Source organism: Variovorax sp. AC194 (genome assembly GCF_979257995.1).
This window is the reverse complement of sequence record NZ_OZ409823.1, coordinates 3,310,711-3,325,313: the sequence shown is the minus strand read 5'-3', so window position 1 is coordinate 3,325,313 and position 14,603 is coordinate 3,310,711. Positions and strand designations below refer to the sequence as shown.

General features: G+C 67.0%; 14 protein-coding genes and 1 pseudogene. 4 read left to right on the top strand and 11 right to left on the bottom strand.

Annotated elements, in window-relative coordinates; all coding sequences use genetic code 11:
* Positions 1-5 precede the first annotated feature (5 nt).
* The 5 genes from ACZYRS_RS15925 to ACZYRS_RS15905 form a co-directional block, all read right to left on the bottom strand.
* Positions 6-1,484: a malonyl-CoA decarboxylase gene (locus ACZYRS_RS15925; protein WP_463420019.1), complete on the bottom strand. Its 1,479-nt coding sequence runs from the start codon at positions 1,482-1,484 to the stop codon at positions 6-8.
* Between the two features lie 46 nt (positions 1,485-1,530).
* Positions 1,531-2,199, bottom strand: coding sequence for a GntR family transcriptional regulator (locus ACZYRS_RS15920; RefSeq protein WP_198787498.1), 669 nt, complete (start codon positions 2,197-2,199; stop codon positions 1,531-1,533).
* 148 nt (positions 2,200-2,347) lie between these two features.
* A complete protein-coding gene (gene lgt, locus ACZYRS_RS15915) occupies positions 2,348-3,172 on the bottom strand; it encodes a prolipoprotein diacylglyceryl transferase (protein WP_463420018.1) in 825 nt (274 codons plus the stop codon).
* Between the two features lie 57 nt (positions 3,173-3,229).
* A complete protein-coding gene (locus ACZYRS_RS15910) occupies positions 3,230-3,499 on the bottom strand; it encodes a hypothetical protein (RefSeq protein WP_463420017.1) in 270 nt (89 codons plus the stop codon).
* Between the two features lie 11 nt (positions 3,500-3,510).
* The gene (locus ACZYRS_RS15905; RefSeq protein ID WP_198787495.1) at positions 3,511-4,455 is read right to left on the bottom strand and encodes a LysR family transcriptional regulator; all 945 of its coding nucleotides are present in this window, start codon (positions 4,453-4,455) and stop codon (positions 3,511-3,513) included.
* A gap of 100 nt (positions 4,456-4,555) precedes the next feature.
* On the opposite strand from ACZYRS_RS15905, the gene ilvD reads away from it, so the two are divergent.
* Positions 4,556-6,250 carry a dihydroxy-acid dehydratase gene (gene ilvD / locus ACZYRS_RS15900; protein WP_198787494.1) on the top strand — a complete coding sequence of 565 codons (1,695 nt, stop codon included), beginning with the start codon at positions 4,556-4,558 and terminating at the stop codon, positions 6,248-6,250.
* Here the strand turns inward: ilvD and ACZYRS_RS15895 are convergent, their stop codons facing one another.
* A complete protein-coding gene (locus tag ACZYRS_RS15895) occupies positions 6,251-7,072 on the bottom strand; it encodes a DUF3592 domain-containing protein (RefSeq protein ID WP_463420016.1) in 822 nt (273 codons plus the stop codon).
* 55 nt (positions 7,073-7,127) lie between these two features.
* Complete coding sequence (locus tag ACZYRS_RS15890) at positions 7,128-7,382, bottom strand: TIGR04438 family Trp-rich protein (protein WP_198787492.1); 255 nt, start codon at positions 7,380-7,382, stop codon at positions 7,128-7,130.
* A gap of 107 nt (positions 7,383-7,489) precedes the next feature.
* Here ACZYRS_RS15890 and ACZYRS_RS15885 point away from each other — a divergent pair, with 107 nt between their 5' ends.
* Positions 7,490-7,798 (top strand): c-type cytochrome, encoded by a 309-nt coding sequence (locus ACZYRS_RS15885; RefSeq protein ID WP_206178944.1) that lies wholly within the window; start codon positions 7,490-7,492, stop codon positions 7,796-7,798.
* A 5-nt stretch (positions 7,799-7,803) separates the two neighbouring features.
* Here the strand turns inward: ACZYRS_RS15885 and ACZYRS_RS15880 are convergent, their stop codons facing one another.
* Positions 7,804-8,310: a LapA family protein gene (locus ACZYRS_RS15880; RefSeq protein ID WP_463420015.1), complete on the bottom strand. Its 507-nt coding sequence runs from the start codon at positions 8,308-8,310 to the stop codon at positions 7,804-7,806.
* A gap of 129 nt (positions 8,311-8,439) precedes the next feature.
* Positions 8,440-10,436: pseudogene (gene acs / locus ACZYRS_RS15875) on the bottom strand (acetate--CoA ligase).
* Between the two features lie 147 nt (positions 10,437-10,583).
* Between acs and ACZYRS_RS15870 the strand changes: the two are divergent.
* Positions 10,584-11,219, top strand: a complete 636-nt coding sequence (locus tag ACZYRS_RS15870) for a YqhA family protein (RefSeq protein ID WP_198787488.1) — start codon at positions 10,584-10,586, stop codon at positions 11,217-11,219.
* A gap of 39 nt (positions 11,220-11,258) precedes the next feature.
* Here ACZYRS_RS15870 and ACZYRS_RS15865 read toward each other — a convergent pair whose 3' ends face one another.
* Positions 11,259-12,179 carry a LysR family transcriptional regulator gene (locus ACZYRS_RS15865; RefSeq protein ID WP_463420014.1) on the bottom strand — a complete coding sequence of 307 codons (921 nt, stop codon included), beginning with the start codon at positions 12,177-12,179 and terminating at the stop codon, positions 11,259-11,261.
* Positions 12,180-12,280: 101 nt separating this feature from the next.
* Here ACZYRS_RS15865 and ACZYRS_RS15860 point away from each other — a divergent pair, with 101 nt between their 5' ends.
* The gene (locus ACZYRS_RS15860; protein WP_463420013.1) at positions 12,281-12,898 is read left to right on the top strand and encodes an NAD(P)-dependent oxidoreductase; all 618 of its coding nucleotides are present in this window, start codon (positions 12,281-12,283) and stop codon (positions 12,896-12,898) included.
* Between the two features lie 117 nt (positions 12,899-13,015).
* Here the strand turns inward: ACZYRS_RS15860 and fumC are convergent, their stop codons facing one another.
* Entirely contained in the window at positions 13,016-14,413 is a 1,398-nt protein-coding gene (fumC, locus tag ACZYRS_RS15855; RefSeq protein WP_463420012.1) for a class II fumarate hydratase, read from the bottom strand.
* Positions 14,414-14,603 lie beyond the last annotated feature (190 nt).

Genomic DNA, 14,603 nt, shown 5'->3' with positions numbered 1-14,603 from the left:
GAACACTAGCCTTTTTTGAAGAACAGGCTTTCGATGTCTCCCGATACCGCGACCTTGCCATCGCCCAGCCAGGCCCTGTGCTTGTCCAGGCGCTTCAGGTCATACAGGTAGTTGACCATGAGCCCGTACGACTGCTTCAGCCCCTTGGGCGACGGGTCGCCCGCCCAGTTCAGCCGCTCCACCCGCGCGCCGTTGCCCAGGTGAAAGCGCGCGACCGGGTCGGCCGGCGTGCCGTCGACCAGCGCGTGGCCCAGGTATTCGGCCGCCGCCTGCAGCAGCCATTGCCGCAGCGGCGACTTCGCATCGAAGGTGGCGGCCGCGTCCACGGCGGCGAGCAGGCGCTCGGCCGTGGGCGGCACGGAGCCGACGAGCCGGCCGAGTTCGGCCTCGCGCTTCTCGTCCAGGCGCGGCAACAGGTCGCCAGCGTTCTTGGCGAGCCATGTGCGAAAGCCCGGAATCGGCGAGAGCGTGGCGAAGGTCTTCAGGCGCGGCAACTCGTCCTGCAGCGTCTCGACCACGCGCTTGATGAGCGAATCGCCGAAGCTCACGCCGCGCAGGCCCGTCTGGGTGTTGCTGATCGAATAGAAGATCGCGGTGGTCGCCTTGGCGGGCAGCACCGGCACGGCGGCCTCGTCCAGCAGCGGCGTGATGCCGTCGCTGATGCGATCGACCAGCGCCACTTCGACAAAGATCAGCGGCTCGTTGGGCAGGCGCGGATGAAAGAAGCCGTAGCAGCGGCGGTCGCTGTCGTCCAGGCGGTTCTTCACGTCGGACCAGCTCTTGATGTCGTGCACCGCCTCGTAGCGGATGAGCTTCTCGATCAGCGAAGCCGGCGAATCCCAGTCGATGCGGCGCAGCTCGAGGAAGGCGACGTCGAACCAGGTGGAGAACAGGTGCTCGAGTTCGGCATCGAGCGCGAGCAGGCGCTTGTCGGCCTTCAGGCACGGCAGCAGGTCGGCGCGCAGATCCACCAGAAAGCGCATGCCCGCGGGCTCGACCGCGAAGCGCTGCAGCAGGCGCATGCGCGGCGACACGAGCGCGCGGCGCAGGCGCAGCTCGGCCTGCCCTTCGTCGGGCGTGCCGACCGCGGCCTGGTGCTGGTCGCGCGCGGTCTTGAGCTTTTGCGCATCGGCAGCGAAGTGCTCGCTCATGAGGGCCCAGTAATCGCGGCGCTCCTCGGGCGTGGCGTCGGCGTAGGCCTCTGCGATGGCATGAGCCCGGCGGCCGCCCTCGACCTCGCTCACGCGCGGATCGATCACGGCCTGCAGGTCAGCGAGCACGCGGCGCAGCGCGCGCGGCGACAGGGCCTCGTCGGCCTTGCGCAGCGTGACCTGCAGGCGCTCGGCGGTCGTGCGCTCGCTGGGCTTGAGCGTGCTCTTGGTTGCGCTCTTGGGTGCGCTCTTGGCTGTGCTTTCGGGCGCCACGGGCACCTTGGATTTTTCGCCAGAACGCAGCCGCGCCTGGAACCATTCGGTCGCACTCATCGCTGGACTCCCCTGTGAACGGATGCGGGCGCGCCGCGGCAGATCGTCATGGCATCACCCTGGATTTCTGTTGCCGCGCGACTTCGCGCAATGCCTCGCGCTGGCGCGTGAGGTGCGTGCGCATCGCGGCATCGGCGCCTTCGCTGTCGCGCGCCTTGAGCGCCGCGAACACGGCCAGGTGCTCCGAGAGGCTCTGGTCGAGGCGGCCCGGCGCATGCAGCTGCTGCAGGCGCGCGAGCTTCAGTATCTTGCGCAGGTCGCCGATCACCTGCGCGAGCCACCGGTTGTCGGCCAGCTTGATGATCGCCTCGTGAATGATGTGATTGGTGGCGTAGTAGTCGTTGATGCGGCGCGCCTTGGCGTGGCGCTCCAGGCGCTCGTGCAGCCCGTCGAGCTCGTGCAGCTCGGCATCGCTCGCGTTGCGCGCCGCCTCGTAGGCACAGCGGCCTTCGAGCAATGCGATGACCGGGAAGATCTCGTCGAGGTCGCGCTCGGTGACCTCGTTGACGAAGCAGCCGCGGCGCGGCTCGTGGCGCAGCAGGCCTTCGGCGGTGAGCACCTTGAGCGCCTCGCGCAGCGGCGTGCGGGAGATGGAGAGGCGCTCGCACAAGGCCACTTCGTCCAGGAAACTGCCCGGTGCCAGCGTGCCCGCAAAGATCTGCTCGCGCAGCGTGGCGGCGACTTCGTCGTGCAGGGAGTTGGGGACCAGGCGCATGGCGATTCGGGCTTTCGACCTTGACGGCTGAGTTGTGAGGCTCGGCGTAATTTCCTGTAATTACGCGTAATTGTGAGCGCGCCAACCCTGCGGCGCAAGTGCCGCGCATCGCCTGCGCGGCCCGGACTTACCCTGAGAACTTACAGGTTCAGGCGCGCGCAACGACGCGCTTGGAGCGGCCGAACCAGAACCACAGCGCAATGCCGCCGATCACCATCGGCACGCTCAGCCACTGCCCCTGGCTCAGGCTCAGCGCCCGGAGGCCGAGAAAGTCATCGGGCTCGCGGAAGTACTCGGCAAAGAAGCGCAGCGCGCCATAGCCGATCAAGAAGACGGAGGCTACCTGCCCCTGTTTGCGTTCCTTGCGCGCGTAGAGCCACATGATCACGAACAGCAGCAGCCCTTCGAGCAGGAATTGGTAGATCTGCGAAGGATGGCGCGGCTGCATCGAGCCGCTCTGCGGAAACACCATGCCCCAGGGCAGGTCGGGGCTGCTGAAGCGGCCCCAGAGTTCGCCGTTGATGAAGTTGCCCACGCGGCCTGCGGCGAGGCCCGTCGGCACGCAGGGCGCGACGAAATCCATCACCTGCCAGAACGGCCGCGCGCGCGAATGGGCGAACCACACCATCGCGCCGATCACGCCCAGCATGCCGCCGTGGAAGCTCATGCCGCCCTGCCACACGTAGAGGATTTCCAGCGGATGCGTGAGGTAGAACTCGGGCTTGTAGAAGAGGCAATAGCCCAAGCGCCCGCCGACGATCACGCCCATCACGCCGAGGAAAAGAATGTCCTCGATGTCCTTGCGCTGCCAGGCGCCCTGCCCGACCAGCGAGCGGTAGGGCTCGTGATGCAGCCGGCGCGTGCCGAGAAAGTAGAACAGCGCGAAGGCCGCCAGGTAGGTCAGGCCGTACCAGTGAATGGCGACCGGACCGAGCTGCAACGCGATTGGATTGATCTGCGGATACATGAGCATCCGCGGATTGTGCCCGCGCCGGATGTCGCGGCCGGCACGGGGATATTCAGGGCAATCTCAGCGCCCGAACTTCCACCACAGGAGCCCCGCGACCACGGCCGGCACCGCGAAGATCACCAGGAAGATCGGCAGCTCCTCGGCCACCGAGTACCCCGCCTTGATCACGCCCACCGCCATGTTGATGCCGGCGCCGATGAACCATGCCGGAATGAACCACTTGGCGGCGGTGGCAAGCGCCAGCGAAGAGCCGTCGCCGATGAAGCGGCTGGCCAGCAGAAACACCACCAGCAGCACGAAGCCGCCGCCCATCACCAGGATCGTATGCATCCGTGCACTCCTCAGGATGTGTTTGCGCCGCGCTCGCGCACGAACGCGACAAAACGTGCGAGCGCCGGATTGTCCGCCCCTTCGGGCCACACCAGGCTGGTCTCGCAAACGGGCAGTGCCGGCCCACTGCGGCGCCGCGCGGCCGGCGCGAACTCCGCGGCACGCCGATAGACCACGCCCGCGCGCCGGAACTGCGTGACGCTCTCCGGCACCCAGGCCACACCGATGTCCCCGGAAACCAGGTTGACGATGGTCTGCATTTGGATGGCCTCCTGCGCGAGCTGCGGCACGCGGCCCGCCGCGTGATAGAGCCCGAAGATCGCGTCGTGCAGCGAAGGCACGATGCGGCGCGGAAAGATCACCAGCGGCTCGGTGAGCACGTCGGCCAGCAGCAGCTTGCGCGTGCGGGCCAGCGCGTGCCGGGCCGGCAGCGCGAGCACCAGCGGCTCCTCGGACACGGCCAGCCGCGCGAGCCCCGGCGGCGCGGCGCCGGGCGAATGCAGCATCAGCCCGGCATCGATCTCGCCGCGCGCGAAGGCTTCGATCTGCACGTCGCCGGTGGCCTCGACCAGCTCCAGCGCCACCTCGGGGCACAGCACGCGGAATTCGCGCACCCAGGCGGGCAATTGCTCGAAGCCGACCGTCGAGACGAAGGCAATGCGCACCCGCCCCACCTGCCCCGCCGCCGCGGCGCGCGCGCGTGCCGGCAGCGCCTGGGCGCGGGCCAGCAGCTCGCGCACATCGGGCAAGAGCGCCTCGCCCGCGGGCGTGAGCGCCACGCGCCGTCGGGTGCGATCGAACAGCACCACGCCCAGCGTTTTTTCGAGCTGGGCGATGGCCTGCGTCACCGGCGGCTGCGTCATGTGCAGGCGCAATGCGGCGCGGCCGAAGTGCAGTTCCTCGGCCACGGCGACGAACTGGCGCCAGGCACGCAGGTCGATGAGGGCTTCATTCATATGCCGAGCATATCAATCCATGCTCAAAAATGGATTGGAACCAATCAATCAGAAGTCCGATACTTGGCTCCCCGATCTCCCCCACGATAGAAGAGACACCATGGACACCAAGCCGATCCAGATCAACCGCCGCAGCGCCAACATCGTCGAAGGCAAGAGCCGCGCCCCCAACCGCTCGATGTTCTACGCCATGGGCTACGAAGAGAGCGATTTCAAGAAGCCGATGGTCGGCGTGGCCAACGGCCACAGCACCATCACCCCCTGCAACTCGGGCCTGCAGAAGCTGGCCGACGCGGCCATCGCGGGCATCGAGGAAGCCGGCGGCAACGCGCAGGTGTTCGGCACGCCCACCATCTCCGACGGCATGGCCATGGGCACCGAAGGCATGAAGTATTCGCTGGTGAGCCGCGAGGTGATCTCCGACTGCATCGAGACCTGCGTGGGCGGCCAGTGGATGGACGGCGTGCTGGTGGTCGGCGGCTGCGACAAGAACATGCCCGGCGGCTTGATGGGCATGCTGCGCGCCAACGTGCCGGCCATCTACGTCTACGGCGGCACCATTCTCCCGGGCCGCTACAAGGGCCAGGACCTCAACATCGTGAGCGTGTTCGAAGCCGTGGGCCAGAACGCCGCTGGCAACATGAGCGACGAGGACCTGCACGAGATCGAGAAGCGCGCCATTCCCGGCACGGGCTCCTGCGGCGGCATGTACACGGCCAACACCATGTCCAGCGCGTTCGAGGCGCTGGGCATCTCGCTGCCCTACTCGTCCACCATGGCGAACCCGCACGACGAGAAGGCCAACTCGGCCAAGGAATCGGCCAAGGTGCTGATCGAGGCGATCAAGAAGGACCTGAAGCCGCGCGACATCGTGACCAAGAAGGCCATCGAGAACGCCGTGGCCGTGATCATGGCCACCGGCGGCTCGACCAACGCGGTGCTGCACTTCCTGGCGATCGCGCACGCGGCCGAAGTGGAGTGGACCATCGACGACTTCGAGCGCATGCGCAAGAAGGTGCCGGTGCTGTGCGACCTGAAGCCCTCGGGCAAGTACCTGGCGGTCGACCTGCACCAGGCCGGCGGCATTCCGCAGGTCATGAAGGTGCTGCTGAACGCAGGCCTCCTGCACGGCGACTGCATCACCATCAGCGGCCAGACCATCGCCGAAGTGCTGGCGGACGTGCCCGACGTGCCGCGCGCCGACCAGGACGTGATCCGCCCGATCGGCAAGCCGATGTACGCCGAAGGCCACCTGGCGATCCTGAAGGGCAACCTCTCGCCCGAAGGCGCGGTCGCCAAGATCACGGGCCTGAAGAACCCGGTCATCACCGGCCCGGCGCGCGTGTTCGACGACGAGCAGTCGGCGCTGCAAGCCATCCTGGCCGGCAAGATCGTGGCCGGCGACGTGATGGTGCTGCGCTACCTCGGCCCCAAGGGCGGCCCGGGCATGCCGGAAATGCTGGCACCGACCGGTGCGCTGATCGGCGCGGGCCTGGGCGAAAGCGTCGGCCTCATCACCGACGGCCGCTTCTCGGGCGGCACCTGGGGCATGGTGGTGGGCCACGTGGCGCCCGAAGCGGCGGCCGGTGGCACGATCGCCTTCGTGAACGAAGGTGACTCGATCACCATCGACGCGCACGATCTCAAGCTCGAACTGAACGTGCCCGAAGCAGAGATCGCCAAGCGCCGCGAAGGCTGGAAGGCCCCGGCACCGCGCTACACGCGCGGCGTGCAGGCCAAGTTCGCGTTCAACGCCTCCAGCGCGAGCTCGGGCGCGGTGCTCGACAAGTTCTGATCAGGCCATCATCCACGCGCCGTAGCCGAAGGCCGCAAAGCCCAGGCCCACGATCGCGAGGATGCCCAGGACCTCGAAGTCCCTCGCCGGCGGCAGGCACTGCACCACCAGGTGCAGCAAGGCGCCCACGCCGATGGTGAAGAAGCCCGCACCGAACTGCTTCATGGGGTTCGGGTCGGGATAGAAAAATGCCAGCGCGAAGCCGGCAAGAAAAACCACGTTGGCCACCACCGTGCCGCGCGTGCGCCAGCGCTGCTGCGCGGGCGTGGGCGCGCGCACCCCCATGCGTCCGCTGCGGTGGCGGCCCTCCTTGATGGCCATGCCGGTGAAGAAGATGCCGGACAGCGTCGGAAACCCGCCGAAGAGCCCGAGCGCCCAGACGATGCCCCACATGTTCTGGAAATCGGCCACCAACGCCTGCGACGGATCGGCCGGCTTGTAGCGCACGTCGACCGGATCGCCCGTCGACTTGTCGGAAAGCCCGCCGCCGAGCCCCTTCACGCGGCGCGCCTGCCCGTCGGCGGCGGTGTATTCGACGATGGGGGCGCGGGTGGTCGTCGTGCGGCCCTTGCTGTCCTTGCTGCGCTCCTCGACGAATTCGACGAGGCGCCCTTCCACCAGCACCGTGCCGGCAATCGATTGATGGCGCTGCCAGCCCACCGTGGCCGCGCCGTAGAGCCCCGCGCAGCCGATCAGCAGCGCCCCGACGCCGACGCCCCAGAAGAGCTTTTTGCGCCAGCCCACGAGCGCGCCGATGGCCGGCCCGACGAGGAGCGAGAGCCCGAAGACGAGCAGTGCGTGGGTGGCGGCTTCGTCATCCATGGCGCGCTTTCGTTCTGGCAGCGCGGGATGATGTGGCCGGGGAGCCGCTGTGCGCTCAGCGGCGCGGGCGCTGGCCGTTGCTGGTCGGCAGGCCCATGTTGGCCTTCTGGCGGTCGATGCGCGCTTGCTTGCGGCGGTTTTCGCGCTCGATCACCTTGCGCTTGGTGTAGCCCGACGAATCGGCCCACGCCCACCACGCGACGGCCAGTGCGAACGGCGACAGCACGATCCACCAGCTCCAGCCGGCGACGACGCCGACTTCGAAGTATTTGAGGCCCAGGCCCAGCAGGCCCAACAGCAAGAACAGCATCGCGAATCCCTCCGGGTTGTTGTCAACGCATCCGGACGCCGCTGGTCGGCGCTACCTACAATCGCGTTGCATCGAATGTAACCCAGCCCTTACGAAATAAATCCCCCATGAAAAGAGTTCTGTTCGCCGCAGCCCTGGGCCTTGGCCTCGCGGCGCCCGCCTTTGCCGACCTGGCCCTGGCCACGTCGAAGAACTGCATGAGCTGCCACGCGGTCGACCGCAAGGTGCTCGGCCCCTCCTTCAAGGACGTGGCCACGAAATACAAGGACGACAAGGGTGCCGTCGACACCCTGGCCACCAAGATCGTGAAGGGCGGCTCCGGCGTGTGGGGCCCGGTGCCGATGCCGGCGAACAACCAGGTCAGCGAAGCCGATGCGAAGAAGCTGGCGGCCTGGGTGCTCGCAACACCGCGTTAACCAATTCAACCCTGCGGATTGATGTCGGCCGGAACCACCACCGGCCGGCGCTCGATGCGATCTTCGAGCTGGCCGATGTGCGCGGCCAAGGTGTTGTCGGTCTGCTCGGAGCGCACCCGCACGGCGTTCTCCAGCTGATCGATGCGCGCCACCAGCGCGGTGTGGCGGTCGGCGTTATGCGCCATGTGCTTGTTCTCCTGCGCCTCCAGGAAGTTGCGCAGTTCGGTGAAGCGCGAGGCCTCGGCCTTGTCGGCCAGGGCGCGCTGGACCTGCATTTCCTTCGTGTGGCGCTTGGTGTCCAGCAGCACCGAGCTGTGCAGGTACAGCACGTAGACCAGGAAGAAGGCGGCCAGCACGACCGTCAGGCCCAGCATGATCAGCCCCAGCGGCGCCGAGACGGTCATGAAGCCCAGCCAGACATCGGTGGGGGCCGCGAGCATCCCCCAGTTCAATGCGGCGAGCGCTGCGATCAGCAGCACGATGACGAACAGGAAAGCGGATCTCACGCCCATGGGGGGCCTCCTCTGAAAAGATCGAACACAACAACCGGCGCCGCAGGCATCGAGGCGCGCGGCAACGGGTTGGTTTTACCTCAGGCAAAGGGCCCGTCTGGCGCGGCCGGACGGACAGGCGGCCACGTCCTACAGGCGTTCTGACAACTGTTCGAGGATTGCCGGGTTTTCCAGCGTCGAGGTGTCCTGCGTGATCTCTTCGCCCTTGGCGATGCTGCGCAGCAGGCGCCGCATGATCTTGCCGCTGCGCGTCTTGGGCAGGTTGTCGCCGAAGCGGATGTCCTTGGGCTTGGCGATGGGGCCGATTTCCTTGGCCACCCAGGCACGCAGCTCGTTGGCGATCTGCTTGGCTTCCTCGCCGGTCGGGCGCGAACGCTTGAGCACGACGAAGGCGCACACCGCCTCCCCTGTCACGTCGTCGGGACGCCCCACCACCGCGGCTTCGGCCACGAGATCGGTCTTGGAGACCAGCGCCGATTCGATTTCCATCGTGCCCAGGCGGTGGCCCGAGACGTTCAGCACGTCGTCGATGCGGCCGGTGATGCGGAAGTAGCCGCGGTCGGCGCTGCGCACCGCGCCGTCGCCGGCCAGGTAGATCGTGCCGCCCATTTCCTCGGGGAAGTAGCTCTTCTTGAAGCGCTCGGGGTCGTTCCAGATCGTGCGGATCATCGAGGGCCACGGCCGCTTGATGACCAGCATGCCGCCCGCGCCGTTGGGCAGGTCCTTGCCGGTCTCGTCGACGATCGCGGCCATGATGCCCGGCAGCGGCAAGGTGCAAGAGCCTGGCACCAGCGGCGTGGCGCCCGGCAGCGGCGTAATGACGTGGCCGCCCGTTTCGGTCTGCCAGAAGGTATCGACGATCGGACATTTCTCATGGCCGATATTGCGGTGGTACCACATCCACGCCTCGGGATTGATCGGCTCGCCGACCGAGCCGAGGATGCGCAGGCTCGAGAGGTCCCAGTTCTTCGGGTGCACCTTCTCGTCGCCCTCGGCCGCCTTGATGAGCGAGCGGATCGCGGTGGGCGCCGTGTAGAACACCGACACCTTGTGCTTCTCGATCATCTGCCAGAAGCGGCCCGCGTGCGGGAAGGTCGGGATGCCCTCGAACACCACCTGCGTGGCGCCGGCCGCGAGCGGCCCGTAGGCGACGTAGGTGTGGCCGGTGATCCAGCCGATGTCGGCGGTGCACCAGAACACGTCTTCGGGCTTGATGTCGAAGGTCCAGTCCATCGTGAGCTTGGCCCACAGCAGGTAGCCGCCGGTGGCGTGCTGCACGCCCTTGGGCTTGCCGGTGGAGCCAGAGGTGTAGAGGATGAACAGCGGATGCTCGGCGTTCACCGGCACGGGCGGGCAGTCGGTGCTCTGGTCCTGGAGCGCTTCGGTGAAGGTCTTGTCGCGGCCCTCGACACGGGCCCATGCGGTGGGCGTGCGCTCGTAGACGAACACGGTCTTGATCGACTCGCAGCCGCCCAGCGCGATGCCGTCGTCCACGATGGCCTTGAGCGGCAGTTCCTTGCCGCCGCGCAGCTGGTAGTTGGCGGTGATGACGGCCACAGCACCGGCGTCGATGATCCGCTCCTGCAGCGCCTTGGCCGAGAAGCCGCCGAACACCACGCTGTGGGTGGCGCCGATGCGCGCGCAGGCCTGCATCGCGATCACGCCTTCGACGGTCATCGGCATGTAGATGATGACGCGGTCGCCCTTCTGGATGCCCGCGGCCTTGAGCGCGTTGGCGAACTGGCTCACGCGGGCGAGCAGTTCCTTGTAGGTGACGTTGGTGACGGTGCCGTCGTCGGCTTCGAAGACGATGGCGGTCTTGTTCTCGACGGGGGTGCCGATGTGGCGGTCCAGGCAATTGGCGCTGGCGTTGAGCTCGCCGTCGCCGAACCATTCGTAGAACGGCGCCTTGGACTCGTCGAGCGTCTTCGTGAAGGGCTTGGTCCACTGGAGGTTGCCCTTGGCCAGGCGAGTCCAGAAACCCTCGAAGTCCTGTTCGGCTTCCTTGCACAGCGCGTCATACGCGGCCATGCCGGAAATCGTGGCGCCTTCGGTGGCGCGGGCGTCGGGGGGAACACGCGGTTCTCGACCAATACGGATTCAATGTTTTTAGATGCGCTGCTCATTCGCTTTGTCTCCTGGATGGGTGCGGCCGTAATGTCGACCGGGCCACTTACGGGTCACTGACGCGTCCGATGTTAGTTCGCAGGGTTATCACGAGTACGACACGGGGGCACCCATAAAATCGCCGGTCTTCCACGAACCCCCATCCGATGTCCGCTCCCGATCCTTTCGACCCCTTGAACCCGCCCCCCACCCGGACCATCCCCATGGGGCCGCTGCCCAAGCTGATCTTCGCCAGCCGCTGGCTGCAATTGCCGCTGTACCTGGGCCTGATCGTCGCGCAGGCGGTGTACGTGGTGCATTTCCTGGTCGAGCTGCTGCACCTGGTCGAAGCCGCATTCGGCAGCCAGACCGCGCTGCAGGCCCTGATCACCAGCATCGGCTACAAGACGACCGCGCCCGTCGGCTCGCTCAACGAGACCGTGATCATGCTGGTGGTGCTGGCGCTGATCGACGTGGTGATGATCTCCAACCTGCTGATCATGGTGATCGTGGGCGGCTACGAGACCTTCGTGAGCCGCATGAACCTGGAAGGCCACCGCGACCAGCCCGAGTGGCTCAGCCACGTGAACGCCTCGGTGCTCAAGGTGAAGCTGGCCACCGCCATCATCGGCATCAGCTCGATCCACCTGCTGAAGACCTTCATCAACGCGGACAACTACACCGACCGCGTGCTGATCGCGCAGACGGTGATCCACATCACCTTCCTGTTCTCGGCGATTGCCATTGCCTACACGGACAAGCTGATGACCGCGAACGCGTCGCAGGGCGGCACGCCTCACTGAGTCACTGAGTCACCGAGAGAAAGCCCGCGCGCCCTCGTCCTATGCGGCGGCGCGCGGCGCGTCCCAGGCCGGCACTTCGGTGAAGCGCTCGGCCAGGAAGTCGAGCATCGTGCGCAGCGTGGCCGGCATGTGCTTGCGCGAGGCATACACCGCATACATCCCGACGACCTGCGGCTCGCAGTCCTCGAAGAGCGGCACCAGTTCACCGGACTGCAGCAGCTGCGCCGTGAGGAAGGTCGGCAGCATCGCAATGCCCGCCCCCGCCCGCGCGAGGTACATCAGGCTCGCGGCATCGTTGGCCGACACGTTGCCGTTCACGGCCACGGACAACGGCGCCCCGTCCGCCTTGCGGGTGAAATTCCAGAGGCTGTGGCCGAAGTAGGAATGCGTGAGGCAGTTGCGCTGGGCCAGTTCGTCCACGCGCAGCGGCTTGCCGTGCTCTTGCAGGTAGGCGGGCGAGGCACAGACCACCGAGCGGCAGGTGGTGAGCCGGCGCGCGATGAGGTTGGGATCGATCTCTGCCGCCGTGCGGATCGCCAGGTCGATGCGCTCGTCCACCAGGTTGACGGTGCGGTCCAACAGCACCAAATCGACCGCCACGCCCGGATAGAGACGCACGTAGTCCGCGATGGCGTCGGCCAACTGCGCCTGCGCGAACGACGTGCCGGTCGTGATGCGCAGTTGCCCCTGCGGCGCCTCGGCCGGATGCCGCACGGCCGCCTGCATGTCGCCCGCGAGCTCGAGCACCTGGCGGCAGCGCGGCAGCAGTTCTTCGCCCGCGGCGGTGAGGCTCAGGCGCCGCGTGGTCCGGTGCAGAAGGCGCGCGCCGGTCCATTGCTCCAGCTCGGCCACGTAGCGCGTGACCACGGGTCGGGACATGTCCAGTTTCTCGGCCGCGGCGGACAGGCTGCCCGAATCCACCACGTTCACGAACACCCGCATTGCGTTCAATCGGTCCATTCGAACGATTTTAGGAATAAAGAAGCGCGGATTTCGAGGTATTTCTTTCGAAACCAGAAACCTAAGATGAGATGCATCCCATCCACTTTCTGGAGTCATTCATGAGCCACATCGCCATCATCGGCGCCACCGGACGCGCCGGCGGCCGCCTTCTCGAAGAGGCGCTGCGCCGCGGCCATACCGTCACCGCCATCGCGCGCAAGGCGAGCGAGAAGCTGTCGGGACGCGCCAACGTGAAGGCCGTCGATGTCGACGCGCTCGACACCCCCGCGCTGGAGAAGGCACTGGCAGGCCACGACGCCGTGTTCAGCGCCGCGCACTTCGCCACCGTGCCGTCCGCGGCCATCATCGATCCGGTCAAGCGCGCGGGCGTCAAGCGCCTGCTGGTGGTCGGCGGCGCGGGCAGCTTGTCCGCGGCACCGGGCCTGAAGGTGATCGAGACGCCGAACTTCCCCGATGCCTACCGCGCCGAAGCCACGGCCGGCGGCGTGTTCCTCGAGGCGCTGCGCAGCGAGAAGGAGCTCGACTGGACCTTCCTGTCGCCCTCGGCCGAATTCGTCGACGGCGAGCGCACGGGCAAGTTCCGCCTCGGCAAGGACGACCTGCTCGTGAGTGCCGAGGGCCGCAGCTGGATCAGCTTCGAGGACTACGCGATCGCGTTCATCGACGAGCTCGAGAAGCCTGCCCACTCGCGCCAGCGCTACACGATCGGGTATTGAGGCTCGCCCCCAGGCTGCGCGCACTTCGTGTCGCTTCGCCAACCCCCTACCGGGGGCGGGCCGGCCGCTTCGGGCGGCCGTGCGCGGCGGCCCCTCGAACAACCCGGCGCCTGAAATTCAGCGCCCCGTCATGTTCTCCGGCACGACCCACTGGTCGAACTGCTCGGCCGTCAGGTGCCCCGAGGCGATCGCCGCTTCGCGCAGGCTCGTGCCTTCCTTGTGCGCCTTCTTGGCGATGTAGGCCGACTTGTCGTAGCCGATGTGCGTGTTCAGCGCCGTCACCAGCATCAGCGAGCGCTGCACCAGTTCCGTGATGCGTTCGCGGTTCGGCTCGATGCCCACGGCGCAGTGGTCGTTGAAGCTCACCATGCCGTCGGCCAAGAGGCGCACGCTCTGCAGGAAGTTGTGCGCCACCATCGGGCGGAACACGTTCAGCTCGAAATTGCCCGAGGCGCCGCCGATGTTGATGGCCACGTCGTTGCCGAACACCTGCGCGGCCAGCATCGTGACCGCCTCGCTCTGGGTCGGGTTGACCTTGCCCGGCATGATCGAGGAGCCCGGCTCGTTCTCGGGAATGCTCAGTTCGCCGATGCCGCTGCGCGGGCCGCTCGCGAGCCAGCGCACATCGTTGGCGATCTTGTTCATGCTGGCGGCGAGCGTCTTGAGCGCGCCGTGCGCATGCACCAGCGCATCGACGCTGGCCATGGCCTCGAACTTGTTCGGTGCGGTCACGAACGGCAGGCCCGTGAGCTTCGCGAGTTCGGCGGCGACCTGCTCCGCATAACCCTTCGGCGCATTGAGCCCGGTGCCGACGGCCGTGCCGCCCAGCGCCAGTTCGCTCAGGTGCGGGAGCGCCGCGCGCACATGCGCCTCGCCGTGCGCGAGCTGCGCCACGTAGCCCGAGAACTCCTGGCCCAGCGTGAGGGGCGTGGCGTCCTGCAGGTGGGTGCGGCCGATCTTCACGATGTCGGCGAAGTCCTTGGATTTCTGCTCCAGCGTGCCGCGCAGCCTGGCGATGGCGGGCAGCAGCTTGTGGGTGATGGCCTCGACAGCCGCCACGTGCATGGCGGTGGGGAACACGTCGTTGCTCGACTGGCTGCGGTTCACGTCGTCGTTCGGGTGCACGAGGCGCCCTTCGCCGCGCTCGCCGCCGAGGATTTCGCTCGCGCGGTTGGCCAGCACCTCGTTGACGTTCATGTTGGTCTGCGTGCCCGAGCCGGTCTGCCAGACCACCAGCGGGAATTCGCCCGGGTGCTTGCCGGCGATGACTTCGTCGGCCGCGGCCACGATGGCCTGGGTCTTCTTCTCGTCCTGCAGGCCCAGCGCGTGGTTGACCACGGCCGATGCACGCTTGACCTGCGCCAGCGCCTTGATGATCTCGCGCGGCTGCTGCTCGCCGGAGATGTCGAAGTTCTGCAGCGAGCGCTGCGTTTGCGCGCCCCACAGCTTGTCGGCCGGCACGTCGATCGGACCGAAGGTATCGCGCTCGGCACGGGTCTTGGGGAAAGTCGTCATGAGAAAAGCTCCGCAGTCTTGGATGGTCGCGCCGCTTGGTCGGGCGCGGCCCGAGTATCGGCCAACAAGAATAGCTCGCATCTGACGGGGCCATTGGACCGCCGCCGACATCACGTTACGCCCGTCGGGTTGACTCGCGTCATGTCAAAAAGTTATAATCATGGGCTTCAGACGACCAACAAGTCATGTA

Excerpts from the sequence above, each read along its gene's own strand:
- ACZYRS_RS15925 (WP_463420019.1), bottom strand. The coding sequence starts at position 1,484 with ATGAGTGCGACCGAATGGTTCCAGGCGCGGCTGCGTTCTGGCGAAAAA.
- ACZYRS_RS15920 (WP_198787498.1), bottom strand. The coding sequence starts at position 2,199 with ATGCGCCTGGTCCCCAACTCCCTGCACGACGAAGTCGCCGCCACGCTG.
- lgt (WP_463420018.1), bottom strand. The coding sequence starts at position 3,172 with ATGCTCATGTATCCGCAGATCAATCCAATCGCGTTGCAGCTCGGTCCG.
- ACZYRS_RS15910 (WP_463420017.1), bottom strand. The coding sequence starts at position 3,499 with ATGCATACGATCCTGGTGATGGGCGGCGGCTTCGTGCTGCTGGTGGTG.
- ACZYRS_RS15905 (WP_198787495.1), bottom strand. The coding sequence starts at position 4,455 with ATGAATGAAGCCCTCATCGACCTGCGTGCCTGGCGCCAGTTCGTCGCC.
- ilvD (WP_198787494.1), top strand. The coding sequence starts at position 4,556 with ATGGACACCAAGCCGATCCAGATCAACCGCCGCAGCGCCAACATCGTC.
- ACZYRS_RS15895 (WP_463420016.1), bottom strand. The coding sequence starts at position 7,072 with ATGGATGACGAAGCCGCCACCCACGCACTGCTCGTCTTCGGGCTCTCG.
- ACZYRS_RS15890 (WP_198787492.1), bottom strand. The coding sequence starts at position 7,382 with ATGCTGTTCTTGCTGTTGGGCCTGCTGGGCCTGGGCCTCAAATACTTC.
- ACZYRS_RS15885 (WP_206178944.1), top strand. The coding sequence starts at position 7,490 with ATGAAAAGAGTTCTGTTCGCCGCAGCCCTGGGCCTTGGCCTCGCGGCG.
- ACZYRS_RS15880 (WP_463420015.1), bottom strand. The coding sequence starts at position 8,310 with ATGGGCGTGAGATCCGCTTTCCTGTTCGTCATCGTGCTGCTGATCGCA.
- ACZYRS_RS15870 (WP_198787488.1), top strand. The coding sequence starts at position 10,584 with ATGTCCGCTCCCGATCCTTTCGACCCCTTGAACCCGCCCCCCACCCGG.
- ACZYRS_RS15865 (WP_463420014.1), bottom strand. The coding sequence starts at position 12,179 with ATGGACCGATTGAACGCAATGCGGGTGTTCGTGAACGTGGTGGATTCG.
- ACZYRS_RS15860 (WP_463420013.1), top strand. The coding sequence starts at position 12,281 with ATGAGCCACATCGCCATCATCGGCGCCACCGGACGCGCCGGCGGCCGC.
- fumC (WP_463420012.1), bottom strand. The coding sequence starts at position 14,413 with ATGACGACTTTCCCCAAGACCCGTGCCGAGCGCGATACCTTCGGTCCG.